This window comes from Aquabacterium sp. (genome assembly GCF_050725395.1).
Lineage (GTDB): Bacteria > Pseudomonadota > Gammaproteobacteria > Burkholderiales > Burkholderiaceae_C > Aquabacterium.
Map to the genome: position 1 here is coordinate 56,227 of NZ_JBOHHL010000014.1, position 23,380 is coordinate 79,606.

Here is a 23,380-nt window from a genome sequence, read left to right on the forward strand (position 1 = left end):
CTGGATCGATTCATCACATTGCATTCGGAGTTCATCATGCACATTGCAAAAGTTTCACTGACCTTGGTCCTGGCCATGGGCCTGACCGCAGCCCACGCCCAATTCGCTGGCGGCACGCCGCCCGATGGCAGCACCCCTCCCGGGGGCACCACGAGCACCTCCACTGGCACCCTGACGGACTCATCCGTCACGATCGGCTACTTCTACAACGACCTGACGACGGCCTTGGCCAGCAGCACGGTCACCGTGGGTTCGGCCGTGGAGGTCTCCTGTCCGGACGCCACGCTGAACCTGTGCGCCAGCACCAATGCCACGGGCAACGGACTGCTTGACGGCGAGTACATCGACGTCGGCTCCACCGCCATCTCGGGTCAACTCCTGGCCGCGTTCACCGCGGCGTCGGGCGACACCTACAACGGCTTGGTGTTCAGTGGGCTTAATTTTGGCGATGGTTATTTGCTCACCGGTTTCACGCTGACCACCAACATCAGTGGCCTGGATGCCAGCGACATCAGTTTCACCTCAACTTCGCTGTCGATGAACTTGCTGGGCATCGACCCATCGGTGACGACCGATGGCACCAGCCTGGGCACGTTCTCAGTCGCGCTGCAGGTGAGTGCGGTGCCAGAGCCTTCTTCCGCGCTTTTGATGTTGCTGGGCATTCCACTGCTGGCAGGCGTTCGCCTGCGCCGCAACAGCCAACGATAAGCCGCGGCAGCAGAGTCAAGCATGGGTTCCCAAGGACCCATGCTTGCATCCTGACCCAACTGATTTTTCAAGGCAACCATGACCTCTGTCGGCAAGGCCCGTCCCGCATTCAGTGGGGTGTTTCGCAATGGCTTGTTGGTGTTGTGGCTGGCGATTGGCCTCGCCCTGGCGCTGGCCGGGCGTCCAGCACAGGCCCATCCGACGCCCGAATCCAGGGTCTGGATCGACACGACCGACGAGGGTTTGCGGCTGACGCTCCTGATGCCCTTGAACCGGTTGGAGTTCGCCTTCAAGTCAGACCTCACGGCCGAGCCTGATCAGGTGATGCGCCGACACGCGCAGGCCCTGGCCGACTACGTTCTGGCGCATGTCTCAATGCGCAGCGGAGATCAGCTGTGGCTTGCGCAGAAGCCCCGGCTCCGGGTCATGGGCAACGATGCCAGCGCAGACCTGCAAGTGGTGCTTGAATTGAAGGCGCCCAAAGGGGCTGATCCTCGCAAGGGCCTGTTTCGCTACGATGCGGTGACCCACGAGGTCATGACGCACAGCGTCAAGGTGTTCTTGCGCAGCGACTGGGCCGGTGGCATGGTGTCTCAAGTGCCTCGTCCCTTGGCCGAGCTTGATTCGACTCATCTTGAAATGCCGATCGACCTGCCCGCATCAAGCAATGCCGTGAGCGGGCTGCTGAGCTTGCTCAAAGACGGCGTGATGCACATCGTCGAAGGCACGGACCATCTGTTGTTTCTGCTGACCTTGTTGCTGGTGAGCCCCTTGTGGGCATCGGGTGGCCGCTGGACCGGGGTGCGCACGGCGGGCGCCGCCTTGCGCCACACGGCTGCGGTGGTCACGGCTTTCACGGCGGGCCATACCGTGGCGCTGGTCCTGGGCAGCAGTGGCTGGCTGCAATTGCCTTCTGCCATGGTGGAGTTGGCCGTGGCTGCCACCATCGCGATTTCGGCATTGCATGCCATCAGGCCCATTCTGCAGCGTGGCGATGTGGCCATGGCCATGGCCTTTGGGCTGGTGCATGGGCAAGCCTTTTCGGCCAGCTTGAGCGGTGCGGGTCTGCTCTGGCAGCAGCATGCCCTGGCCCTGCTGGCCTTCAACCTCGGCATCGAGTTGGTGCAACTGGTGATGGTGCTGGTGCTATTGCCGCTGCTCTGGTGGTTTCAGTCCCGGTTTCCTATTGCCGGAGCCTGGTTTCGCAGGGGCGTGGGCGTGCTGGCCTTTGGGGCGGCGCTGTGGTGGGGGCACGACCGGTTGCCGCCGGACTGTCTGAGCCGTGAAGGGCTCGTGACCATCCTTTGCAGTGCCGCGCTGTGCGTGCTTCCGTTGTGGCTATGCTCCCGGTTGGCCGGTGCGATCAAGGGGGATATTTGGGTGGCGCAGCTCAAGGGCTTTGCACCGACAGAACCCGAACCAGTGGAGCTCCGGCAGTGACACCGAGTCGGTTGTCAATCGGCCTGATTGTGTCGGCAGGATAATTTTGGCAGTCCTGTATCGCTCCTCGTCCGAGAGCAGCGAGATGCGGGCGCCAGGCCGTTGGTAAAAAGTCTGTAAGAGCCACAAAAGCTGAAAAGCAAAAAGCCACCTGACGAGGTGGCTTTGTTGCTAAGTACTTGAAGCACTTGATGAATCTTTGGTGGCGCTTCACGGATTCGAACCGCGGACCTGTGGATTATGATTCCATCGCTCTAACCGACTGAGCTAAAGCGCCACTGAGCCCAAGATTATACGTCGAAAATTGCGCTGTGGCAAAAATTCTTCAAGAGCCCAATTCGTCCAGCACCGCGAACAGCACGTCGAAGTCGAAGGGCTTCTGAAGCCAGACGGCATCCACGGGCTCGTCCTTGCGGGGGCCGTAGCCGCTGGCGAAGATCACCTTCAGGGGTTGCCGTTCGCGGGCCAGGGCGGCGAATTCGCGGCCCGACATGCCAGGCAGGCTGATGTCGGTCATCAGCACGTCGAATTTCGACTTGTCGAGCAAGGTCAGGGCCTTCTCGGCGGAGGGCGCGCCCACGGCCACGTAGCCCGACAGATCCAGGATTTCGAGCAGCGATTGCAGCGAGTCTTCTTCATCTTCGACCACCAGGATGCGCAGGCCTGCCGGCGCGACGGCGGGCGGGGCCGCGGGGGATTCCGCCGTGGACTGCGAGGCCTCCGCCCGGTGAGCCTTCACATGGGCCTTGAGGGTGGCCGCGAACTTGCGATTGACGAACATGTGCCGGATCTTGCGGGCCAGGTCTTCGCGGCGGTAGGGTTTGCTGAGCAGCGCCACGCCCGGGTCGAGGCGGCCGCCGTGCACGATGGCGTCCTCGGTGTAGCCAGAGGTGAACAGCACTTCGATGTCGGGGTGCAGCTCGCGGGCCAGTTGCGCGAGTTCGGGGCTGCGCAAATGGCCTGGCATGACCACGTCGGTGAACAGCAGGTCGATGGGCACGCCGCTGTGCAAGATCTCCAGGGCGCTGCGCGTGTCCGGCGAACTGAGGACCTCGTAGCCGAGTTCGGACAACAGGGCGACCACGGTGTCGCGCACCTGGGCATCGTCTTCGACGACGAGGATGGTTTCATCTCCGCCCGTCACGGGACCACTGAATTCGGGCAGCATGGTTTCTTGAACTTGGTGTGAGCGTGGAAGGTAAAGCCGGACGGTGGTGCCTTGGCCCACCTGGCTGTCGATCTTGACATGCCCGCCGCTTTGCTTGATGAAGCCGTACACCATGCTCAGGCCCAGACCCGTGCCATGGCCTTCGGGCTTGGTGGTGAAGAAGGGTTCGAATACGCGGTCCAGGATCTCCGACGGCATGCCGCGGCCGGTGTCCGACAGGCTGATCATCAGATATTGGCCGGGCGTGACGTCGGGGTGGTCTTGGGCGTAGACCTCGTCGAGGGTGGTGTTGCGGGTTTCAAGCGTCAAATGGCCCGCGCCATCCATGGCGTCTCGGGCGTTGATGGCCAGGTTCAGCAGCACGTTTTCCAGGCCGTGCGGATCGACGAAAATGTTCCACAGGTCGCTGGCGATGATGGTTTCAAGCTCGATGGAGTCGCCGATCACGCGGCGCAGCATGTCGTCCAGTTCGTGCACGCGCTGGCCGATGTTCAACACGTCGGGTGCGAGGGGTTGCTTGCGGGCGAAGGCCAGCAGGTGCAAGGCCAGCTTGGCGCCGCGGTCCACGCCGGCCATCGCAGCTTCGACACGGCGTTGCGCGGCTTCGTCCTGGCGCGTGGCTTCGCGCAGCAGTTGCAGGTTGCCACCGATGACCTGCAGCACGTTGTTGAAGTCGTGCGCGACGCCGCCGGTCAATTGCCCGATGGCCTCCATCTTCTGCGACTGGCGCAAGGCATCCTGGGTTCGGGTCAGGGCGGCCTCGGCTTCCTTCTCGGCGGTGATGTGCCGGCCATTGCCATAGACCAGGCCGCTGGTGTCGGGCGAGGCGCTCCACGAGAACCACCGGTATCCGCCATCCTTGTGTTTGAAACGGTTCTCGAACTGCACCAGCACTTCTCGGGTGGAATAGGCCAGGGCGTTCACCGTGGCATCCCGGTCTTCGGGGCAGACGAGCGCGTCGAAGTGCTGGCCGATGATTTCTTCTCGGCTGAAGCCCAGGATGCGCGTCCAGGCCGGATTGACGTCACGGAAGATGCCATCGCCGCCGATGACGACCAGCAAGTCCTGCGAATTGCGCCAGACGCGATCACGCTCCTTGGTGCGTTCTTCGATGCGCTGCTCCAGCGTGGCATTCATCGCCTGCAGGGTTTCGCGGGCCAGGCGCTGGTCTTCGATGTCGGTGTTGGTGCCGATCCAACGGGTGATGGCGCCATCGCCTGTGCGGATGGGCTGAGCGCGGACCAGGTGCCAGCGGTAGGCGCCATCGGCTCGCCGGATGCGGAACTCTATTTCATAGGGTTGCCCGCTCGACAGCGACCGGGCCCAAGCCTGGCTGGCCCGTTCCAGGTCGTCCGGGTGAACGATCTTCGCCCAGCCTTCGCCGGCCAGGGCGGCATGGTCCAGGCCGCTGTAGCTCAGGGTTTGCTCATTGAACCAGTCGAGTTGGCCGTTCGGCGGCGCGGCCCAGACGTGGTTGGGCATGACCTGCGCGAAGGTCCGGAATTTCTCTTCGCTTTCGCGCAGCACCTGCTCGGCGTGTCGGCTTTCCGTCACGTCCTGCACCACCCCCACCAGGCGCACGCGTTGGCCTTGCTCGTCGCATTGGAACTCGGCGGAACGGGCGATCCAGCGGACCTGGCCCGTGTCTGGCCGCCGGATGCGGTATTCGGTTTTCAGTGGCAGATTGCCCTGGGCCCGCGTGGCCAGGCTGGACACCAGTTGGGCATCCTCGGGCACCACCAGTCTCTCCAGGAATTCGGGGTGGACGCTGGCTTGCACCGGCATGCCGAAGATGCGGCACATCTCGGGCGTGATCGTCACCAGGTTCTGGCGCAGGTCGACCGTGAACATCCCGACCCCGCCCGCCGCCTGGGCCCGCGCCAATTGCTCGTTCGAGTCGGCCAAGGCCTGGGCGGCTTCGTGGGCCGAGGTGACATCGACTCCTTCCACGAAGATGCCCGTCACGGTGCCCTGGTTGTTGTGGATGGGTTGGTAGACGAAATCCAGGAAGCGGCGCCGCGGTTCCGCGCCCGGCTGGTCGCACATATACACCGGGACGGCCTGTCCGGCAAAGGGCTCGGCGCTGCGGTAGACCTGGTCCAGCAGCTCGATGAAGCCTTGCTCCGCGATCTCGGGCAGGGCTTGCTTGACCGTCTTGCCCACGATGTCCTGGCGCGAGACGATTTTCAGGTAGGCCGGGTTGGCCAGCTCGAACACATGGTCGGGGCCCCGCAGGACGGCGACGAAGCTGGGCGATTTCTCGAAAAGGTTGCGAAAGCGCTCCAGTTCAGCGCCCCGCTCTCGCTGGGCAAAGACCTGCGCGGTGATTTCATTGCAGGCGCAGAACACCCCCCGGACCTCGCCCTCTTCGTCGCGCAGCGGTGTGTAGAAGAACGAGAAATGGGTTTCTTCGGCGTGGCCGTGCCGCAGCATGGTCAGCTGAAGGTCGTCCATGGACGTCGGCACGCCCGCGTAGGCCTTGGCCATGATGGGCCCGACCTCGTCGATGATGTCGTGCCAGGCCTGTGCGAACGGTTGCCCCAGGGCCCTGGGGTGGTGGCCGCCCAGGATCTGGGAATACAGATCGTTGTAGATCATGATCTGTTCGGGGCCCCAGGTCGCGAACATCGCCTGGTTGGCGCCAAGCATGACCCCGACGATGGTCTTGAGCGGTTGCGGCCAGTCCACGGGGGCCCCCAGGGGGGTGCCGGCCCAGTCGTGGCTGCGGATCAGGGCGCCCATGGCGCCACCGCCGTTCAGGAATCGAAGTGACATGGTGAAAGAGTGACCTGGCGTTTGACCCGGGCGATCTACCCGTCCGTGGACCATTGTTCCATGTCCCGAGGTCACTGGGCGGTGCGATGATCTGCAAAATCAGGCCCTTGAAATCCACGCCGGCTGCCTTATCTTGTCGGCTTCACCGTTGCACCATTACAAATAGATCATGGACAAAACCACGCTTTCATTCCAGGCCGAGGTCAAGCAACTGCTGCACCTGGTCACGCATTCGCTGTATTCCAACAAGGAAATCTTCCTGCGCGAGTTGATCTCGAACGCGTCCGACGCTTGCGACAAGCTCCGCTTCGAAGCCCTGGACAACAGCGCCCTGTACGAAGACGCGCCCAACCTGGAAGTGCGCGTGCTGGTCGACAAAGCCGCCCGCACCATCACCATCCGCGACAACGGCGTCGGCATGACGTCGCAAGAGGCCATCGACCACCTGGGCACCATCGCCAAGAGCGGCACCAAGGAGTTCATGGGCAAGCTGTCGGGCGACCAGCAGAAGGATTCGCAACTGATCGGCCAGTTTGGCGTGGGCTTCTACAGCGGCTTCATCGTGGCCGACCGCCTCACGGTTGAAACCCGCCGTGCTGGCGCTGCCGCGTCCGAAGGCGTGCGCTGGACCAGCGAAGGTGCCGGCGATTTCGAAGTGGAGGCCATCGACAAGCCGACCCGTGGCACCGACGTGATCCTGCACCTGCGCGAGGGCGAGGACGAATTCCTTTCCAACTGGAAGCTGCGCAGCATCATCAACAAGTACTCCGACCACATTTCCCTGCCCATCCTGATGCAGAAGGAAGAGTGGGACCAGGAGAAGCAGGAACAAGTCCTGAAAGACGAGTGGGACACCGTCAACCAGGCCGCCGCCCTGTGGACGCGCTCCAAGAGCGACATCACCGAAGAGCAGTACCAAGAGTTCTACAAGCAGATCAGCCACGACCACCAGGCGCCGCTGGCCCACACGCACAACCGCGTCGAAGGCCGCAGCGAATACACCCAACTGCTCTACGTGCCCGCCCACGCGCCGCACGACCTGTGGAACCGCGAAAAGCGCGGCGGCCTCAAGCTCTACGTCAAGCGCGTCTTCATCATGGACGACGCCGAAGCCCTGCTGCCGTCCTACCTGCGCTTCATCAAGGGCGTGGTCGACAGCGCCGACCTGCCTTTGAACGTCAGCCGTGAGATTCTGCAGGAAAGCCGCGACGTCAAGGTCATCCGGGAAGGCTGCACCAAGCGCGTCTTGTCGATGCTGGAAGACCTGGCCAACCACGAAGACCAGGCCAAGAAGGACCAGTACGCCAGCTTCTGGAAAGAGTTCGGTTCGGTGCTGAAGGAGGGCATCGGCGAGGACTTCGCCAACCGCGAGCGTCTGGCCAAGCTCTTCCGCTTCGCCTCCACGCACGCCGACGAAGGCGTCTCGCTGGCCGATTACGTCGGTCGCATGAAGGAAGGCCAGGAAGCCATCTACGTGCTGACCGCTGAAACATTGGCGGCCGCCAAGAGCAGCCCGCAACTTGAGATCTTCCGCAAGAAGGGCATCGAAGTCTTGCTGCTGATCGACCGCGTCGACGAGTGGATGCTCTCGCACCTCCACGACTTCGAAGGCAAGTCGCTGCAAAGCGTGGCCAAGGGCGCCGTTGACCTGGGCACCTTGCAGGACGAAGAGGAAAAGAAGAAGGCCGAGGAAGCTGCTGAAACCTTCAAGCCCCTGCTGGAGCGTTTGAAGGCTGCCCTGAAAGACAAGGCCAAGGACGTGCGCATCACCACGCGCCTGGTCGATTCACCGGCCTGCCTGGTGGTCGAAGAGGGCGACATCAGCGGTCACCTGGCGCGGCTGCTCAAGCAGGCTGGTCAGGAAGCCCCCAGCAGCCTGCCCGTGCTGGAGGTGAACCCCGAGCACGCCCTGGTCAGGAAGCTGGATGTCAGCGAGCAGTTCGACGACCTGGCCCACATCGTGTTCGACCAAGCCATGCTGGCCGAAGGCGGCCACCTGGACGATCCGGCGGCCTATGTCCGCCGGGTCAACACCCTGCTCGCGGCCTGACCCGTCTCATTTGCCCGAGGCCTGAAGCGGCGCGGGCTCGGAGTGCAGCGTGCTCTCCAGCCGGCTGTCGAAGGCAAAGAAGGAGTCTTGCGCGAAGCTGGACTCGGCCCAGCGCGCGGCGCGTTCGGCCCGGCGCTGGCGCAGCTTGCGGGCCACCTCGTCGCCCGCGTCGTGCACCGAGTCGCTGACTGTGTTGGGCATGGGGCCTGCCTTGGGGCTGTGTCCCAAGGCCCAGGTGGCGATCAGGGCCTGGTGTGGCCATTGCCCTGGGCGGCAGCGGACATAGCGGATGCGGCAGGCTTCCAGCACCGCTTCCTTCATCCGCTGTGATCGGGCCGACGAGGCCTTGTGTGGGGCATCGATGTCCACCACGGACACCACGCTGCCATTGGGTGTGCAGATCGTGAATGACACGTGCAGGGTGTGCAGGCGGTCGTACCAGGCCCGGGCCTCGAACTCGTCGGCGGCCTGGCAAAAGCGCAGCAGGTTCAGTTTGGCCAGCACCACGTGGTTGGGCAGGGCGGCGCGCAGTTCCTTGAACAGCAGGCGCTCGTCCGTGGTGAAGATGGGGCGGGCGTTCAGCCGCCAGCGCCGCGGCCACTCTCGTTTGCCGGCCGGACGGCGGCGTTGCAGCACGACGCCCAGGAGCAAGCCCGCGGCCGTGGCCAGCGCCACCATGACGCCTGTCTGCAACGCATCGAACTGCATACTACCCCTCGAATAAGTGGTGGTAATAGTACTCAGTTTCCCGGGGTTTCCTATCCCCAGGAAAGGGGCGCTCGAATGCGGGTGGGCCTTTTCACGAAGCGGAAGACACCAGCATCCGCAGCCAATCGCTGAAGTGGGCCGTCCAGTACTTCACCCGGTAGATGGCCTCGGCCGCCCAGGATTGCAGGGAGCTGTCCAGGTGGGTGGCCACCGTGTCCTTGGGCAATTTCAGCCAGCCCTCGGCGTCCTGGCCGTGGCGCTCGACCGTGGCGCCCGCCTTCGCGGCGATGCGCAACATCGGGGCGTTCTCCGCCAGGGCGTGGATGATCAAGTGGCTGGCGCCACGGTTGCGCGCATGCGTGATGGCGTGCTGGAACAGCCTCAGGCCCAAGCCCTTGCCGCGCCCCTCGGGCAGCACCGACACGCCAAACTCCATGGCCGATCCGCGCACATGCACGCCCGGCATGGCGGCCAGGTGGGCCACGGCCAAGAGCTGAAAGCGCCGGCTGAAGATGCCGAACACCTCGTCGCGGCGGAAATCGATCGAGGCCACGTACCTCGACAGTTGTTCCAGAGGCGCCAGAAAACCGAAGCGCAAATAGCGGTCGCGCTCGTTCAAAGACAGCAGGTGGTCCAGGATGCGCCGCCGATGGCGTGGCCTCAGGTCGCGGATGGGCACCCAATGGTGCGCGTGCTCGTTCCGGGCATGCCGAATCGGCCCGCCATCGGCGTGATGGGCGAGTCCGAATTTGTCCAGCGGTGATGAGGATTCAGTCTTGCGAGCGGTCATTGTGTGACCCCTTCCTGGCCGTGGCGGAGGCAAGCGATTGTCGCCCCCACCCTCGATCGAGGGTTATTACCTATATTAAGGGAGTGGGCCAACCCTGGCAAGGGCGGGCACGGGCCGGCGCGCCACGGTTTTCGCTTGGCTATTGCGCGATCGGGGCTGGTGACAGTAGAATGCCGAGTTCCCGACTTGACTGCCGGGGATGGATTATTCCAATCCAGCTGTTTTTCTTGGTTCAAACCCACTGGGTTCAAATCAGGTCAGCGACGTTTGTCTGAGAGGCCACCACAAGTTCTAAGAAGTGGCACCAATGACGACAGTCAGTCAGTTCTACCACTTAGGAAATCTCATGACAACCTACAGCGCCAAGCCGGCCGAGGTGACACACGAGTGGTTTGTGATCGACGCAACCGACAAGGTTCTCGGACGAGTGGCCAGCGAAGTCGCTCTCCGTCTGCGTGGAAAGCACAAAGCCATTTACACGCCTCACGTCGACACCGGTGACTTCATCGTCATCGTCAACTCGGACAAAATTCGCGTGACTGGCAACAAGGCCAACGACAAGGTGTACTACCGCCACACGGGTCACCCCGGCGGTATCTACGGCACCAAGTTCAAGGACATGCAAGCCAAGCACCCCGGTCGTGCCATTGAAAAGGCGGTCAAGGGCATGCTGCCCAAGGGACCCCTGGGCTACGCCATGATCAAGAAGCTGAAGGTTTACGCAGGCGATGCCCATCCGCACGCTGCGCAGAACCCCAAGCCCCTGGAAATCTAAGGAGCGGCCATGATCGGTAATTGGAACTATGGCACCGGACGTCGCAAGTCGTCCATCGCACGCGTCTTCATCAAGAAGGGCACCGGCCAGATCATCGTCAATGGTAAGCCTGTCGAAGATTACTTCGGCCGTCAAACCTCGATCATGATCGTCAAGCAACCCCTGTTTCTGACCAACAATGCCGAAGCTTTCGACATCAAGGTCAGCGTCAAGGGTGGCGGCGAATCTGGTCAAGCTGGCGCTGTGCGCCACGGTGTGACCCGCGCGCTGATCGATTTCGACGCAGCCCTCAAGCCTGACTTGAGCCGCGCCGGTTTCGTCACCCGTGACGCCCGTGAAGTTGAACGTAAGAAGGTCGGTCTGCACGGTGCTCGTCGCCGGAAGCAATTCAGCAAGCGCTGATCCGATTTGGTCAGAGCCTGCTGCTGTTTGGGCAGGCTTCTCGATCCAGAAAACCCGCCCAGGCAACTGTGGCGGGTTTTTTCATTCATCCTAGAATGGCGAGCTTTTCCTCTTCCTCGCTTCAGGCATCAAAGGACTCATCATGATCAAGGTCGGCATCGTAGGTGGCACGGGCTACACGGGCGTCGAGTTGCTGCGCCTGTTGTCCCAGCACCCGCAGGTTCGGATCCAGGCCATCACCAGCCGCAAGGAAGCGGGCATGCCGGTCTCGGACATGTACCCCAGCCTGCGTGGCCATGTTGATCTGCCGTTCGTGACGCCGGACGAGGCCGACTTGAAATCCTGCGACGTGGTGTTCTTCGCGACCCCCCATGGCGTGGCCATGGCGCAAGCGCGTGAACTGCTGGCCGCGGGCGTCAAGGTGATCGACCTCGCCGCTGATTTCCGCCTGCAAAGCCTGGCCGAGTTCGAGCAGTGGTACGGCATGGCCCACACCTGCCCGGACCTGCTGGCCGAGGCCGTCTACGGCCTGCCCGAGATCAACCGCGAAGCGATCAAGAAGGCCCGCCTCATTGGCAACCCGGGTTGTTATCCGACCTCGGTGCAGCTGGGTTATGCGCCCTTGCTCAAGTCGAAGTTGATCGACCCCACGCACCTGATCGCCAACTGTGCCTCGGGCGTGTCGGGCGCCGGGCGCAAGGCCGAGGTGCACACGCTGATGGCCGAGGCCAGCGACAATTTCAAGGCCTATGGCGTCAAGGGCCACCGCCACGGCCCCGAGATCAACCAGCAACTGCGCGCCATCGCCGGCGACGACAGCGTGAACTGCCTGTTCGTGCCGCACCTGCTGCCGTTGATCCGCGGCATCCACTCCACCTTGTACGCGCGCCTCAACAGCGCCGGCCAGGCGGCCGATCTGCAGGCCTTGTACGAAGATTTCTACCGGGGTGAGCGTTTCGTGGACGTGCTGCCGGCCGGCAGCGCGCCCGAAACCCGCAGCGTGCGCGCCAGCAACACCGTGCGCATCGCGGTGCACCGTCCGCTGCCCGACACGGTCATGGCCCTGGTGGTGGAAGACAACCTCACCAAGGGCGCCTCCGGCCAGGCCGTGCAGTGCATGAACCTCATGTGCGGCCTGGACGAACACCTGGGCCTGACTTTGGTGCCGGTCTTGCCCTGATGCGTTGGCGGCTGATCCGGCGGCGCCTGTCCATCAGCGCGCCGCGCATGTCGGTGCGCAGCCACCTGCCTTGGCCAGTGCGCTGGGTGCTGGCCGCCCTGGTCCTGGGTTTCTCGGGCGCCATCGGGCTGTGGGCGTTCGAGTTCGGGCGCAACATCGCCGGCCTGAATCCGGGCGCGCGACCTCTGTCCGATGATGTGGCTCAGGTTCGCCTGCAACTCGACGACACGCGTCGAGAGCGCGACCGGGCGCAATCCCTGGCCAATGCCGCCGACAGCCTCATCAAGGCCGAACGGGCCACGCAAACTCGCCTGACCGAGCAGGTGAAGGCCCTTGAGGCCGAAAACCAGGCATTGAAAGACGACCTGGGATTTTTCGAGCGCCTTCTGCCCGCGTCCAGTGGTGGCTTGTCGGTCCGTGGCTTGCAGGCCGACCTGCCCGCGCTGGGGCAATTGCGTTTCCAGGTGCTCGTGATGCAGCATGGTGGGCGCGTTCAACCCGAGTTCAGGGGGCGTTATGAATTGCTGTTGTCTGGTACCTTCGATGGCAAGCCCTGGGTCCAACCGGGGCCGGTGGTCAGCCAACCTTTGCAATTCAAGCAATATCGCCGTGTGGATGGCACGGTTCAATACCCTGCCAATGCCGTGGTGAAGCAGGTTCAGGTTCGCGTGCTTGACGACAATGGCAAGGAAGTCGCGACGCAATCCCTGCGCCTGTGACCACAAGGAGCGCCCCGATGTTTGGTTGGAAAAAGACCCCCCCGATCCGTACCCTGGTGGGTGAAGGCACCGTCATCACGGGTGAATTGCGTTTCGCGGATGGCCTGCGCATCGATGGCGAGGTCGTGGGCAACATCACCTGCACGGGCGATGCCCGATCCCTGCTTGTCATCAGTGACAAAGCCAAGGTCACCGGCAAGGTGCGGGCAGGGCATGTCATCATCAACGGTTCGGTGAACGGTCCGGTGATCGCCGAAGATTTGCTTGAATTGCAGCCGAAAGCCCGGATCGTGGGTGATGTACGCTACGAGGCTCTTGAAATGCACCAGGGCGCCACCATTGATGGTGAATTGCATCCCTTGAAAGCCGAAGACAAGCCAGCGGCCCTGAAGCTGGCATCGAACAATGGTTGAGCCTGGCTCGCCTTTTTATTTGTACCTGGAGTGATCCCATGACCGCAGTTCTCGAAACCACCGCCCCCGAAGCCAGCACCGGTGATGTGCCGCCGGCGCCCATCATCTTCACCGACAGCGCGGCAGGCAAAGTGGCTGAACTGGTGGCCGAGGAAGGCAATCCGGATCTGAAGTTGCGCGTGTTCGTGCAAGGTGGCGGTTGCTCGGGCTTCCAGTACGGCTTCACGTTCGACGAGATCGTGAATGAAGACGACACCCGCATGGAAAAGAACGGCGTGTCGCTGCTGATCGATGCCATGAGCCTGCAGTACCTGGTGGGCGCCGAGATCGACTACAAGGACGATCTGGAAGGCGCGCAGTTCGTGATCCGCAATCCGAACGCCACGACCACCTGCGGTTGCGGCTCCAGCTTCTCGGCCTGACCAGGCTTAGGCGGGGTAGAGGGCGCCCAGCACACGGGGCCCTCGGGCACCCGTCACTTCCGGCACATTGCCGGCCAGATGGTGAACGTGGCGCTGCGCCAGCCAGGCGAAAGCCGCCGCTTCAACCTGCATCACGGGCAAACCGTGGGCATCCGAAGGCTCGACCACCATGCCGGTGAGGTTGGCCTTCAGGCGTTTCATCAGCGCGCCATTGAGCGCGCCTCCACCACAGACGACCAGTTGACGGGCCAAAGGGGCGAACGCCTGGATGGACAGTGCGGCGCTGCGCGCGGTCAATTCGCACAGCGTGGCCTGCACGTCCTGAGCGGCTTGCTCATGCAGTCGGGTCGAGGTCAGCCAATGGTCTAGCCAATCCTGGTTGAACAGGTCTCGCCCCGTGCTTTTGGGCGGTGGCGTGGCGAAGAATGGATCCGCCAGAGCCTGGTCCAGGGCTGCCTGGTGCACTTGTCCAGTGGCGCCCCAGGCGCCGCCTTGGTCATAGGGTTGGCCGGTGTGCTGTTCGCACCAAGCGTCCATCAAGGCATTGCCTGGTCCGCAATCGAAACCCAGGGGTGGCTGCGATGGCTGGAGGATGCTGAGGTTGGCCATGCCGCCCACGTTCAGCACGACCACGGTTTCATGGGGGTGGGCGAACAAGGCCTGGTGGACCGCTGGCACCAGCGGTGCACCTTGCCCACCTGCGGCCACATCGCGGCTGCGGAAATCGGCCACCACGTCGATGCCGGTCAGTTCGGCCAGCAGGGCCGGGGCGTTGAGTTGCAGGGTGTAGCCCAACTCCGGCCGGTGGCGAACGGTCTGGCCATGGGCGCCAATGGCCCTGACTTGTCCGGGATGGATGCCCGCACGCAGGCAAACCGCCTCGACCACCTGCGCGCAGGTCTTCACCAGCGCCTGGGAAGCCAGGGCGGCCTGGTGCAGTTCATCGGGGCCGGAGGTGTTCAGGTCCAGCAGGGTGCGCTTCAAGGCGGGGGAAAAAGCCTGGTGCGTGTGCGCCAGGCTGGTCCACGGGGGCGATGAGCCCAGGTCCATCAGCACGCCATCGACGCCATCCAGCGAGGTGCCCGACATCAAGCCGATGTAGAGCTCGCTTGGGGCCTGGCGGCTCATCAGGCTTTCATTCGAAGTGCGCTGCGGAGGAGGCGTCGGCCGCCAGGCTTTGTTGCTGGGCGGTGTCCAGGCGCTGGGCGATGCTCACCACCATCTGCTTGAACTGAGCCAAGGCCTGGGGCGACAGCTGCGTGCTTTCCGAAGCGCGGGCAATCGCGATCGGATCGACCTGGTGACCCTTGACCTTGAATTCGAAATGCAGGTGCGGCCCGGTGGCCCAGCCGGTGGCGCCAACGGCACCGATCAGCTGGCCTTGTTCCACGGTCTGGCCCACGCGCACGTTGATGCGGCTCAGGTGGGCGTACACCGTCATGCGGTCGCCGGAGTGCTGCAACTGGATCACATTGCCATAGCCGTTCTGCAGGCCGGCGAAACTCACGCGGCCATCGCCGACCGAGCGCACCGCCGTGCCCGTGGGGGCGCCATAGTCCACGCCCAGGTGCGCTTTCCAGCGCTGCAGGATGGGGTGGAAACGCATGGAAAAGCCGGAGGTGACGCGTGAGAAGGCCAAGGGCGACGCCAGGAACGAGCGGGTCTTGCTGACACCGGTCAGGTCGAAATAGGCGCCTTTGTGGCCGGCTTCCTGGTACCAGATCGCGTTGTGCGTCTTGTCCTTGTTGATGAAGCGCGCGGCCAGCACTCGGCCGGCCGAGCCACCCCAGGAGATGGGTTCGCCATCGGCCGTGTGGGCCTCGTAGAGCACGCTGAAGGCATCGCCCTTGCGCAATTCGCGTCGGAAGTCGATGTCGCTGCCAAAGATCTCGGCGATCTGGTTGGTGATGGAATCGGGCACGCGGGCCTCATCGGCGGCGGCGTACAAGGACGAGGAAATGTTGCCCGTGGCCAATTGCGCCGTGGTCTGCAACTGGGCCTGCTCGGTGTGGGCGGACAGGCTACCTTGTTCACCATCGCGGGTGATGGTCAGGCGCGTGAAGTGGGAATCCAGCTGTTCGGATTGCTGAGCGGGGCCACGGGCCACCAGCTCGACGAGGCGACCCTGGTTGGTGACCGCCTTGATCATCTTGCCTGGGCGTCCCATCAACAAGGTGCGGCCTACGGCGTCGGTGCGGAGAAATGCGGCAGCTTGCGGGTCGTTGACGCCCAGGCGGTTCAACAAGGTGTCGACTGTGTCGCTGGCGCGCGAGACGTCGCTGCGGTAAAGGGACAGGGCCTGCTCATCAAGCTGCACGACCTGCCCGGCCAAAGCTGGCAGTGGCAGGATCTCGCTGATCTGCGACACGCTGGGCGGGGTGTTGAGTTGAGCGGCGGTCAGAGGGGCCACGCCAAAGGCGGTCATGGTGGACCCCGCCAGCAGGGCCACCACGGCGGCGGCGACCCGGCGGGGATGCCGGTGAGCGGCATCCTGGGTGGCGCGCAGGCCTTGGAAGGTGGCGCTGCGCAAAGACCGAAACGCGTTGGACAAGTCGTTGTAAGAAGCCAAAACTCGAATTCCCGCTGCTTTGGGGGCTGTCCCCTAAAATCCCTGAAAAAGCAAGCGCGAGTATAGCTGTCACACCTATGTCACTTGCCGTAAGATTTTCACCCATCGGTAAACATGCTGCACCCTGAAAAGCCCCCTGAAGCCCTGTCTTCTCATCCCGTGACCGACCGGGTCCGCGAGGCCTTGGCCATCACGCGCCGCGGCTGCGATGAACTCCTGCCCGAAAGCGAGTGGGTGAAAAAACTGGCGCGCTCCGAAGCCACCAAAGTGCCATTGCGCATCAAATTGGGCCTGGATCCGACTGCCCCGGACATCCATCTGGGGCACACGGTGGTGCTCAACAAGCTACGGCAACTCCAGGATATCGGCCACACCGTCATTTTCTTGATCGGAGATTTCACCTCCCTGATTGGCGACCCCTCCGGCCGCAACAGCACGCGCCCACCCCTGACCGCCGAACAGGTCAAGGCCAACGCCGACACCTATTACAAGCAGGCCAGCCTGGTGCTGGACCCCGAGCGCACCGAAATCCGCCACAACAGCGAGTGGTGCGACGCCTTGGGCGCGCGGGGCATGATTCAGCTTGCGTCGCGTTATACGGTGGCTCGCATGATGGAGCGCGACGACTTCACCAAGCGCTTCAAAGCGAACACGCCGATCAGCGTGCACGAGTTCTTGTACCCACTGATGCAGGGCTATGACTCGGTCGCGCTCAAATCGGACCTGGAACTGGGCGGCACCGACCAGAAGTTCAACCTGCTGATGGGGCGGCATCTGCAAGCGGAGTACGACCAGGAGCCGCAATGCATCCTCACGATGCCTTTGCTGGTGGGGCTGGACGGCGTCGAAAAGATGTCCAAATCCAAGAACAACTACATCGGCATCAGCGAGGCGCCCAACAGCATGTTCGGCAAACTCATGAGCATTTCGGATGACCTGATGTGGCGCTATTTCGAGCTGCTGAGCTTCGCGCCGCTGTCCAGCATCGCGCAGCTCAAGGCCGAATGCGACTCCGGTCGCAATCCCCGCGATGCCAAGGTGCTGCTGGCCCAGGAGGTGGTGACCCGCTTCCATGGCGCGCAGGCGGCCGAAAGCGCCTTGGCCGACTTTGTGAACCGTGCCAAGGGTGGGGTCCCGGACGACATCCCGGAGGTTCGCCTGACCTTGCCCGTCGATGGCGAAGGACTGGGCATTGGCAACCTGCTCAAGCAGGCGGGCCTGGTGCCTTCCACCAGCGAAGCGATGCGCATGGTCGAGCAAGGCGGGGTGCGGGTGGATGGCGGCATCGTCAGCGACAAAACTTTGAAGCTGGCTGTGGGAACTTTCGTGGTTCAAGTTGGTAAACGGAAGTTCGCCAAGGTGTTTTTGGCCTGAAAAAGGCCGAGGGTTGCCACCATGTCTAGGGTCAACCCCACCCCTGATTGAGGGGGCCGCAGCGCCGGGTGCGGGTTTCCATTGCCGTTGAAAGTGTCCAATGGGCATCTCTGCGGTTGTCTGGTGCCTCCAAAGCGCCTTATGCTTGAACCAGACAGATCGGTAAAGTCTGTGAATCGACCAGAGGAATACGCGGACGCCTCTCAAGATTTTGTGATTTCCCAAAAAAAGGGACCGCTTTTGTGTGGAGATAAATATGAAATTTGCATTCAAGAGCATCGTGGCAGCTGCCGCGTTTGTTGCTGTCGGTGCTGCAAGCGCTACGCCTTACGCTGGCACTTGGTCCGTCGTGAGCGGTTCGGGTGGTCTGACCTTCTCGGCTAGCGCCTTGTCGGCTCTGAGCGCTTCTGGCTCGTCCATCATCACCCCCGCCACCGTGACCGCCGGTTTCCCTGGCGCTGGTTCTGCCAACACGGCTGCCTACACCAAGGCCACCGGTAACGTGGCCCTGACGTTCAATACTGCCACCATCGACGGTGACAAGCTGACGTCGTTGACCGCCGCCAATTCCTTGGTCAACATCCGTCGCTCGGTCGTGAACGACGACGGTTCGGTGTCGCAGTTCAACGTGTTCATGTCGGGTTTCAAGGTTGACCTGAACACCTCGACCGTGCTGGCCAGCCTGTACTCGAACACGGGCACGGGTTCCGCGCTGCAAAGCTACGGCAACCTGTCGATCTTCCAAGCCGCCAACGTTGGCGTCGTGACTGGTGGCACCGGTGGCAACATCCAAGTGACCAGCGTGACCGCCAGCGGCGCCAATGGCACCGCCAGCGGCTCCTTGAGCGGCAAGCTCAGCATGGTCAACTCCACGGCCAACATCATCCTGTCTTCGCTGGGTCTGGACACCACCGGTGACGTGGCTGACCTGGTCAAGAACGCCGACTGGGGTGCTACCTCGGCTTCGGGCACCTTCACCGCTCCGGTTCCTGAGCCATCAACCTACGTGTTGATGGGTCTGGGCCTGGTCGGCATCGCTGCCGTGGCTCGCCGCCGCAAGGCTGCCTAATTCAGAACCCGTGAGGGTTCTGTGCCAGGGCTTTGATGAAGTACTTGGCGGGGAAAGTTGATTATGCTTTCCCGGGAAACCGCTCTGTTGTTGCAGAGCGGTTTTTTACATCAGGGTGGTTCGATTGACGATAAGGGGCATGGCGACAGCATGACCCCATTGAAACTATCATCGTTGGAGACGATATGACAATGCCGTTCCGTTTGAGTGCAGTTGCTGGATTGATTTTGTTGGGAGCCATGGCAAACGCCGGCGCTGAAGCCACAACCGACCGGTATGGTAAGGAGCTCAAGATCGAGCCCGCGCGCAATTTCTTTGCGCGATTTGGGGTGCTTGGTTTGAAGTTGAATAATAAATCTGAGGCGGCCAAGGATGTGAGTGGGCCGGTTTTGTCTGGTCCCGCGAATGCAAATGGACCAACAGCTGGTGATCGCAGTTGGCAGTGCAATCCGCTTCCTGTTGACAGTAATGGCGATCCGGTTCCTATTTGTGACCCTGCAAATAGCCCGCCCACTTCTCTCTATGTTGATGTCTTTGGTAATAGAATAGATCCAGAAGGGAGTACTGTTCTTGGGCAGTTGTTCCACGGTACAGGTGTCACGGAACTGGGCTTGCCTGAAAATGTCAAGGCTCGAATAGCAGACCCTTTGCCTGGAGCGATAGGCACTTTGGGGATGTATTTTGATGAAGACCATCATTGGGCAATTGAGGCACCAATCATGGCTCTTCCTTTTAGTTTGAAAATATATGGTGCTGGCTCCTTCCAAAATGCGGGGCAAATCGCATCTGGTAAAGCATTGGGTCTTCTGGTTTTTGGGCATTATTACTTTGGGAAAAAGACTGATAAGTTTCGTCCCGCTGTTTCTTTAACTGCCAACTACCTGCTTCCTTTTGATTTGCAAGCCACCCCTGAGCTTGAACGTTGGACGGGAGGGGTAACCAAAATTTCAAGTAAGGGATCTTTGGGCTTAGGTTGGATGGTGGGCGGCAAGTATGAATTGAATGATCGTTGGGATTTGAATGTTCATGTTGGACAATTCAAAGCCAAAGTTGACAACGTCCTAACTACTTACGATACTAGGCTTACCCAAGATTCTCCTTTATTCACTTATTGGCCGGGGCAATTGGGTGCTAATTTAAGGGCATTACGAAGTGGGTCTGTTTTGCGCGGAAATCTTAATGAGTTAATGGCTTACCGAAATGCTGATGTGGCCAATCGTGTCAATGGTGGCGCCAACCTGGGTAATTTCACGCGTACGCAAAGACAAACCTTGGATCCCTACGTCATGATGATGTCCGTGGGTTACAACTTCTGATGGTCTGACGCGCGGGGCTAGCAGCCCCTATTTTCTTCGTCGCCTGAATGCAAAAATGGCTGCCAATTTGGCAGCCATTTTTTATTTGGATTCCGTCATCTGCCCACCATCAGGCGGGCAGTGAGGAAAAGCTCAGGGAGCAGGAACGTAAGGCGTCTTCGACACCTTGGGCTTGCGGGCCTTGACAGCGATGTCTTGGGTCAGCGTGCCGAAGTCAGTGCCGCGCACCAGGGCGAGGATCTCGTCGCCGGCCAAGCCGAGCGAGGTGGCGAACAGGTCAACGGCGGCAGGCGTCAGGATCAGCTTGTCCAGCACTTCGTGGCCCGTGATGCTCAGGGGGAACTTGTACTTCAAAGCCAAGGGGGTGGCAACGTTGAAGTCGTACACGCCGAACTGGGGCTTGGTGGTGGCGCCATGGGTGGTGGCGTCGGCCAGGACCTTCTTGTTGGTGTAGTCCAGCGTGAAGTTGGCCAGCACGATGCCTGAAGTGATGACTTCGCCGGATTCTTCGTCAACCGTCTTGCGGACGATGTCCAGGGCGGAACCGCTGGCTTGGCCGGCTCCGATCTTCAGGGCGGGGGTGATGGTGATGCTGGTGATGGGCAGGCTGAAGGCCCATGGCACCGTGGCGCCGTCCGCCAGGATGGCAGTGGTGTTGCCCAGGGCGTTGACCCGGCCGCCATTGGTCTTGAACAAGGAGATGGCCTTGTCGGAGAAGGCGATCGTGGAGGTGCCTTGCAGACCGGTCCAGTCGATGGTCAGGGCGTTGGCGGAAACGGCCATGACCAGGGTGGCGGCGGCGACAGAGACGGAACGGAGGTTCAGCAGTTTCATTTTTGCTCCTTAGTGGACATCCTTGCGATTGCAAGTAATTGGATGACTCAATGGTGCATCAAAGCCATTTTTCAGCCCCCCCCGCAATCAGGGGGTGGGGGCCACTCACGCCCTGAATAGCGTGAAAAACTGGGGAAACCAAGTAGCTTGGATCGGTGGTGCGACTAGGGGATTCCACCATTGGGCCGTTTTGGGGCCCTTGGCGCACCCTGCGGTGCACGCGTCCATGAAAAAGGCTTCCCGAAGGAAGCCTTTTCACAGCAAGAAATCTGACCGAAAGGCGGGCAGAAGCTACCCCGCCTTTCAGCCGTTCCGCGAATCAGGGAGCGGGAACGTAAGGCACCTTCGACACGGCGGGCTTGCGGGCCACGGTGGCGATGTCTTGGGTCAGCGTGCCGAACTTGGTGGAGCGCACCAGGTTCAGGACGTCGTCGCCCGACAGGCCCAGCGAAGAGGCGAACAGGTCAACGGCGCCGGGGGTCAGGACCAGCGTGTCCAGCACTTCGTGGCCGGTGATCGTCAGGGGGAACTTGTACTTCAAGGCCAGGGGGTTCACGGCGTTGAAGGTGTAAACAGCCAATTGGTTCTGAGTGGCGCCACCGTGAGGGGTGCTGTCAGCCAGGACCTTCTTGTTGATGTAGTCGAGGGTGAAGTTGGCCAGGACGATGCCGGAGGTGATGACTTCGCCGGTGTCTTCATCGACGGTGCGGCGGATGATGTCCAGGGCCGAGCCGCTGGCTTGACCGGAGGCGATCTTCAGGGCCGAGTTGACTTCGATGCTGGTGATCGGCAGAGCGAAGCTCCAGCCGGTGGTGCCGACGGGAGTGGTGTTGCCCAGGGCAGCCAGCTTGCCGCCGTTGGTCTTGAACAGGGAGATGGCAGCGTCAGAGAAGGCCAGGGTGGACGTGCCTTGCAGCTTGGTCCAGTCGACGGTCAGCGCATTGGCGGACACGGCCATGACGAGGGAGGCGGCAGCGATAGAGATCGAACGCAGTTTCATTGAAAAGCTCCTTTTGGAAGTGCTTGCAAGTCGCAAGTAATTGGTGAATGAATGTTGCCCCAGCACCGATTTGAGGCCCCCCCATGACTGGGGGGCTTTCGGGTGGGAAAGTCCTGAAAGCTAGGGAAACCATGGGGCGTGGAACATCAATCGTTCCCCGGGATTCCACTAGTTGGGGCTTTTTGCGACCTATTTGCCAGCGCATGGGCGCTGATGGTGCGCAGCGGCTCAGCGAGGCGCCAGGTTGGTGCCGTGCAATTGCACGCGCAACTGGGCCAGTCCACTTTGGGCGTCATGCGCCATCAGGACGCCAGGGTCGTCCACATCGACGCCCATGGCGGGGTAGCGGGCTGTCAGGCGCGCCAGGTCACGCTCGTTGTCGAGGCGGATCAGCTCGGAAAACAACTCGGCCGAAAAGCCCACGGGGTGACCGCGGCGGTGTCTGTATTGAGGAAAGACCACCGTGTACAGCGCCACGGCATGGGCCACGGCGCGCAAGGTGTCCACCTGGAGCATGGGCATGTCCGCCGGCAGCAGCAGCCACCCGGGGGCGTTGGCGCTGGCTTCAACGCCTGCCGCCACGGCCCTGGCCAGGCGGTCGGCGCGCGAGCATGAGGAGGGCGAGGGCAGGTCGGGCAGATCAACGACATCGTTGCCGGGCAGCAGGGTTCGTGCTTGCCGGGCCATGTCGGGCGGTGCGACGACGATCATGGGCAGGCCACTGGCCAGTCCTCTGCGCACGGTGCTGTCCATCACCGAGAACAAGCCCATGGCCTGGCCGCCGGTGGACGGCGGGCCGGGGTCATCCCGCCCAACCGCGCTGTTGAGCGTGGGTTCTGCCAGGATGATGAGGGTGGGCTGCTTGTTCATGGTGAAGGGAGCACTTGCAACAAAGTGTGAGCCAATTTGCTGCAATGCACCAGAGCACCTCTACTTAGGCAAATACCCCAGACGGCTTGAGTCGTTTTGCGTCCAGGGCCGCCTGCTGGCCGATACTGTGGGCATGGACAAAAATTCGCACGATCTGGCGCAAATGCGCCAAAGCTATGAGCGTTCCGCCCTGGACGAGGACCATGTGCAGGCCGATCCGATGGACCAGTTCCACCAATGGTTCGACGAGGCCCTGCAAGGTCGGCAGTTGGAGCCCAACGCCATGACCCTGGCCACGGCAGGGTCGGATGGCCGGCCTTCTACGCGGGTGGTCTTGCTGAAAGGGGCCGACGAGCGCGGACTGGTGTGGTTCACGAATTACGCCAGCCGAAAGGGCCGGGACCTGGCCGCGAACCCTTTCGCCGCCCTGCAGTTTTTCTGGGGTGAGCAGGAGCGGGTGGTGCGCGTCGAAGGGCGGGTCGAGAAGGTGGCGCCGTCCGAATCCGACGAGTACTACCGTTCGCGGCCCTTGGGGTCGCGCATCGGCGCCTGGGCATCGCCCCAGAGCGAGGTGATCCCGTCTCGAGAAGTGCTGGAGTCGGTCTGGGCCGAGCAGCAGACACGGCTGGGCGACGATCCGCCCAGGCCCGAGCACTGGGGCGGCTACCGCCTGGTGCCCGACCGTTGGGAGTTCTGGCAGGGCCGCCCTTCACGCCTGCACGATCGCCTGGTGTTCGAGCGAGCGCCGGACAGTGGCGGGCGCTGGGTGTTGCACCGCCTGGCCCCTTGAGCTGAGCC

General features: G+C 62.2%; 21 protein-coding genes and 1 tRNA gene. 13 read left to right on the forward strand and 9 right to left on the reverse strand.

Annotated features, from left to right (window positions below; all coding sequences use genetic code 11):
- Positions 1-36 precede the first annotated feature (36 nt).
- Positions 37-708: a PEP-CTERM sorting domain-containing protein gene (locus ACREB4_RS10930; RefSeq protein ID WP_431588243.1), complete on the forward strand. Its 672-nt coding sequence runs from the start codon at positions 37-39 to the stop codon at positions 706-708.
- A 78-nt stretch (positions 709-786) separates the two neighbouring features.
- On the forward strand, positions 787-2,148 hold the full coding sequence (locus ACREB4_RS10935) for a HupE/UreJ family protein (protein WP_431588244.1): 1,362 nt from the start codon (positions 787-789) through the stop codon (positions 2,146-2,148).
- 200 nt (positions 2,149-2,348) lie between these two features.
- Here ACREB4_RS10935 and ACREB4_RS10940 read toward each other — a convergent pair.
- Positions 2,349-2,425, reverse strand: a tRNA-Met gene (locus ACREB4_RS10940).
- A 48-nt stretch (positions 2,426-2,473) separates the two neighbouring features.
- On the reverse strand, positions 2,474-6,091 hold the full coding sequence (locus ACREB4_RS10945; protein WP_431588245.1) for a PAS domain S-box protein: 3,618 nt from the start codon (positions 6,089-6,091) through the stop codon (positions 2,474-2,476).
- 169 nt (positions 6,092-6,260) lie between these two features.
- Between ACREB4_RS10945 and htpG the strand changes: the two genes are divergently transcribed.
- Entirely contained in the window at positions 6,261-8,141 is a 1,881-nt protein-coding gene (gene htpG / locus ACREB4_RS10950; RefSeq protein ID WP_431588246.1) for a molecular chaperone HtpG, read from the forward strand.
- Positions 8,142-8,147: 6 nt separating this feature from the next.
- On the opposite strand, the gene ACREB4_RS10955 is transcribed toward htpG, so the two are convergent.
- On the reverse strand, positions 8,148-8,849 hold the full coding sequence (locus ACREB4_RS10955) for a DUF2726 domain-containing protein (RefSeq protein WP_431588247.1): 702 nt from the start codon (positions 8,847-8,849) through the stop codon (positions 8,148-8,150).
- Positions 8,850-8,940: 91 nt separating this feature from the next.
- Entirely contained in the window at positions 8,941-9,639 is a 699-nt protein-coding gene (locus ACREB4_RS10960; RefSeq protein ID WP_431588248.1) for an N-acetyltransferase family protein, read from the reverse strand.
- A gap of 346 nt (positions 9,640-9,985) precedes the next feature.
- Between ACREB4_RS10960 and rplM the strand changes: the two genes are divergently transcribed.
- The 6 genes from rplM (at position 9,986) to erpA (ending at position 13,550) form a co-directional block, all read left to right on the forward strand.
- Positions 9,986-10,414, forward strand: a complete 429-nt coding sequence (rplM, locus tag ACREB4_RS10965) for a 50S ribosomal protein L13 (protein ID WP_431588249.1) — start codon at positions 9,986-9,988, stop codon at positions 10,412-10,414.
- A 9-nt stretch (positions 10,415-10,423) separates the two neighbouring features.
- The gene (gene rpsI, locus ACREB4_RS10970) at positions 10,424-10,816 is read left to right on the forward strand and encodes a 30S ribosomal protein S9 (RefSeq protein WP_431588250.1); all 393 of its coding nucleotides are present in this window, start codon (positions 10,424-10,426) and stop codon (positions 10,814-10,816) included.
- Positions 10,817-10,958: 142 nt separating this feature from the next.
- Positions 10,959-11,996 carry an N-acetyl-gamma-glutamyl-phosphate reductase gene (gene argC, locus ACREB4_RS10975; protein WP_431588251.1) on the forward strand — a complete coding sequence of 346 codons (1,038 nt, stop codon included), beginning with the start codon at positions 10,959-10,961 and terminating at the stop codon, positions 11,994-11,996.
- A complete protein-coding gene (locus tag ACREB4_RS10980; protein ID WP_431588252.1) occupies positions 11,996-12,715 on the forward strand; it encodes a DUF6776 family protein in 720 nt (239 codons plus the stop codon). The genes argC and ACREB4_RS10980 overlap by 1 nt, the downstream gene beginning before the upstream one ends.
- Positions 12,716-12,732: 17 nt before the next feature.
- Entirely contained in the window at positions 12,733-13,128 is a 396-nt protein-coding gene (locus tag ACREB4_RS10985) for a bactofilin family protein (protein ID WP_431588253.1), read from the forward strand.
- A gap of 38 nt (positions 13,129-13,166) precedes the next feature.
- The gene (gene erpA / locus ACREB4_RS10990; protein ID WP_431588254.1) at positions 13,167-13,550 is read left to right on the forward strand and encodes an iron-sulfur cluster insertion protein ErpA; all 384 of its coding nucleotides are present in this window, start codon (positions 13,167-13,169) and stop codon (positions 13,548-13,550) included.
- 6 nt (positions 13,551-13,556) lie between these two features.
- Here the strand turns inward: erpA and ACREB4_RS10995 are convergent, their stop codons facing one another.
- The gene (locus tag ACREB4_RS10995) at positions 13,557-14,678 is read right to left on the reverse strand and encodes an anhydro-N-acetylmuramic acid kinase (protein ID WP_431588255.1); all 1,122 of its coding nucleotides are present in this window, start codon (positions 14,676-14,678) and stop codon (positions 13,557-13,559) included.
- Positions 14,679-14,685: 7 nt separating this feature from the next.
- Complete coding sequence (locus ACREB4_RS11000) at positions 14,686-16,119, reverse strand: peptidoglycan DD-metalloendopeptidase family protein (RefSeq protein ID WP_431588256.1); 1,434 nt, start codon at positions 16,117-16,119, stop codon at positions 14,686-14,688.
- A 114-nt stretch (positions 16,120-16,233) separates the two neighbouring features.
- Here ACREB4_RS11000 and tyrS point away from each other — a divergent pair, with 114 nt between their 5' ends.
- From tyrS to ACREB4_RS11015, 3 genes are all read left to right on the forward strand, one after another.
- A complete protein-coding gene (gene tyrS, locus ACREB4_RS11005; protein WP_431588257.1) occupies positions 16,234-17,493 on the forward strand; it encodes a tyrosine--tRNA ligase in 1,260 nt (419 codons plus the stop codon).
- Positions 17,494-17,749: 256 nt separating this feature from the next.
- Positions 17,750-18,562: a PEP-CTERM sorting domain-containing protein gene (locus ACREB4_RS11010; protein WP_431588258.1), complete on the forward strand. Its 813-nt coding sequence runs from the start codon at positions 17,750-17,752 to the stop codon at positions 18,560-18,562.
- A 185-nt stretch (positions 18,563-18,747) separates the two neighbouring features.
- Positions 18,748-19,878, forward strand: coding sequence for an OmpW family outer membrane protein (locus ACREB4_RS11015; RefSeq protein ID WP_431588259.1), 1,131 nt, complete (start codon positions 18,748-18,750; stop codon positions 19,876-19,878).
- Positions 19,879-20,010: 132 nt separating this feature from the next.
- Here ACREB4_RS11015 and ACREB4_RS11020 read toward each other — a convergent pair whose 3' ends face one another.
- From ACREB4_RS11020 to ACREB4_RS11030, 3 genes are all read right to left on the reverse strand, one after another.
- Positions 20,011-20,712: a hypothetical protein gene (locus tag ACREB4_RS11020; protein ID WP_431588260.1), complete on the reverse strand. Its 702-nt coding sequence runs from the start codon at positions 20,710-20,712 to the stop codon at positions 20,011-20,013.
- Between the two features lie 319 nt (positions 20,713-21,031).
- Positions 21,032-21,712: a hypothetical protein gene (locus ACREB4_RS11025; RefSeq protein ID WP_431588261.1), complete on the reverse strand. Its 681-nt coding sequence runs from the start codon at positions 21,710-21,712 to the stop codon at positions 21,032-21,034.
- Positions 21,713-21,940: 228 nt separating this feature from the next.
- A complete protein-coding gene (locus ACREB4_RS11030; protein ID WP_431588262.1) occupies positions 21,941-22,582 on the reverse strand; it encodes a nucleotidyltransferase family protein in 642 nt (213 codons plus the stop codon).
- 133 nt (positions 22,583-22,715) lie between these two features.
- Here ACREB4_RS11030 and pdxH point away from each other — a divergent pair, with 133 nt between their 5' ends.
- Positions 22,716-23,372: a pyridoxamine 5'-phosphate oxidase gene (pdxH, locus tag ACREB4_RS11035; RefSeq protein WP_431588263.1), complete on the forward strand. Its 657-nt coding sequence runs from the start codon at positions 22,716-22,718 to the stop codon at positions 23,370-23,372.
- The last annotated feature ends 8 nt before the right edge of the window (positions 23,373-23,380 follow it).

Excerpts from the sequence above, each read along its gene's own strand:
- ACREB4_RS10945 (WP_431588245.1), bottom strand. The coding sequence starts at position 6,091 with ATGTCACTTCGATTCCTGAACGGCGGTGGCGCCATGGGCGCCCTGATC.
- argC (WP_431588251.1), top strand. The coding sequence starts at position 10,959 with ATGATCAAGGTCGGCATCGTAGGTGGCACGGGCTACACGGGCGTCGAG.
- pdxH (WP_431588263.1), top strand. The coding sequence starts at position 22,716 with ATGGACAAAAATTCGCACGATCTGGCGCAAATGCGCCAAAGCTATGAG.
- ACREB4_RS10960 (WP_431588248.1), bottom strand. The coding sequence starts at position 9,639 with ATGACCGCTCGCAAGACTGAATCCTCATCACCGCTGGACAAATTCGGA.
- rpsI (WP_431588250.1), top strand. The coding sequence starts at position 10,424 with ATGATCGGTAATTGGAACTATGGCACCGGACGTCGCAAGTCGTCCATC.
- ACREB4_RS10930 (WP_431588243.1), top strand. The coding sequence starts at position 37 with ATGCACATTGCAAAAGTTTCACTGACCTTGGTCCTGGCCATGGGCCTG.
- ACREB4_RS10955 (WP_431588247.1), bottom strand. The coding sequence starts at position 8,849 with ATGCAGTTCGATGCGTTGCAGACAGGCGTCATGGTGGCGCTGGCCACG.
- ACREB4_RS11020 (WP_431588260.1), bottom strand. The coding sequence starts at position 20,712 with ATGAAACTGCTGAACCTCCGTTCCGTCTCTGTCGCCGCCGCCACCCTG.
- ACREB4_RS10995 (WP_431588255.1), bottom strand. The coding sequence starts at position 14,678 with ATGAGCCGCCAGGCCCCAAGCGAGCTCTACATCGGCTTGATGTCGGGC.
- ACREB4_RS10935 (WP_431588244.1), top strand. The coding sequence starts at position 787 with ATGACCTCTGTCGGCAAGGCCCGTCCCGCATTCAGTGGGGTGTTTCGC.
- ACREB4_RS10985 (WP_431588253.1), top strand. The coding sequence starts at position 12,733 with ATGTTTGGTTGGAAAAAGACCCCCCCGATCCGTACCCTGGTGGGTGAA.
- ACREB4_RS11015 (WP_431588259.1), top strand. The coding sequence starts at position 18,748 with ATGACAATGCCGTTCCGTTTGAGTGCAGTTGCTGGATTGATTTTGTTG.
- rplM (WP_431588249.1), top strand. The coding sequence starts at position 9,986 with ATGACAACCTACAGCGCCAAGCCGGCCGAGGTGACACACGAGTGGTTT.
- ACREB4_RS10980 (WP_431588252.1), top strand. The coding sequence starts at position 11,996 with ATGCGTTGGCGGCTGATCCGGCGGCGCCTGTCCATCAGCGCGCCGCGC.
- htpG (WP_431588246.1), top strand. The coding sequence starts at position 6,261 with ATGGACAAAACCACGCTTTCATTCCAGGCCGAGGTCAAGCAACTGCTG.
- ACREB4_RS11010 (WP_431588258.1), top strand. The coding sequence starts at position 17,750 with ATGAAATTTGCATTCAAGAGCATCGTGGCAGCTGCCGCGTTTGTTGCT.
- ACREB4_RS11030 (WP_431588262.1), bottom strand. The coding sequence starts at position 22,582 with ATGAACAAGCAGCCCACCCTCATCATCCTGGCAGAACCCACGCTCAAC.
- erpA (WP_431588254.1), top strand. The coding sequence starts at position 13,167 with ATGACCGCAGTTCTCGAAACCACCGCCCCCGAAGCCAGCACCGGTGAT.
- ACREB4_RS11025 (WP_431588261.1), bottom strand. The coding sequence starts at position 21,712 with ATGAAACTGCGTTCGATCTCTATCGCTGCCGCCTCCCTCGTCATGGCC.
- tyrS (WP_431588257.1), top strand. The coding sequence starts at position 16,234 with ATGCTGCACCCTGAAAAGCCCCCTGAAGCCCTGTCTTCTCATCCCGTG.